The 439-nt window shown below is 65.4% G+C and carries 1 protein-coding gene; it reads left to right on the forward strand.

Going from position 1 to position 439, the window contains the following annotated elements:
* The coding region (locus J0A65_RS25900; protein ID WP_206597068.1) for a TonB-dependent receptor domain-containing protein at positions 1-421 on the forward strand (421 nt) is incomplete at its 5' end.
* Positions 422-439 lie beyond the last annotated feature (18 nt).

A 439-nucleotide genomic window follows, 5' to 3' on the forward strand; every position in this document is an offset into this window, starting at 1 on the left:
GCAGATCGCCGAGCGCTGGGCGCTGATCGCCACCTACGCCTACACCCACACGGAAGTTCTCGACGACCCCGTCAACGAAGGCAACCGGCTCGCCCAGGCGCCGCGCCACACCGGCAGCCTCTACCTGACCCACGATCTGCCCATCGACGAACAACTGGGCCATTGGCGCATCGGCGGCGGCGCTCGCTATGTCGGCGAACGCACCGGCGACAATGCCGACAGCTTCCGCCTCGACAGCTATACGCTGGCCGATGCGTTCATTCGCTGGGAGTATCCGCTGCTGGGCCAGCAGACCGCATTGCAGCTGAACCTGGACAACATCTTCGACAAGCACTACTACCCCTCCACCACGGGTAGCGAGCTCAACGTCAGCGTCGGCCAACCACGCACCGCCCGCCTGTCGGCCAGCATCACCTTCTGAGGCGATGTGCCAGCGACG

The organism is Bowmanella yangjiangensis (assembly GCF_017255015.1).
Lineage (GTDB): Bacteria > Pseudomonadota > Gammaproteobacteria > Enterobacterales > Alteromonadaceae > Bowmanella > Bowmanella yangjiangensis.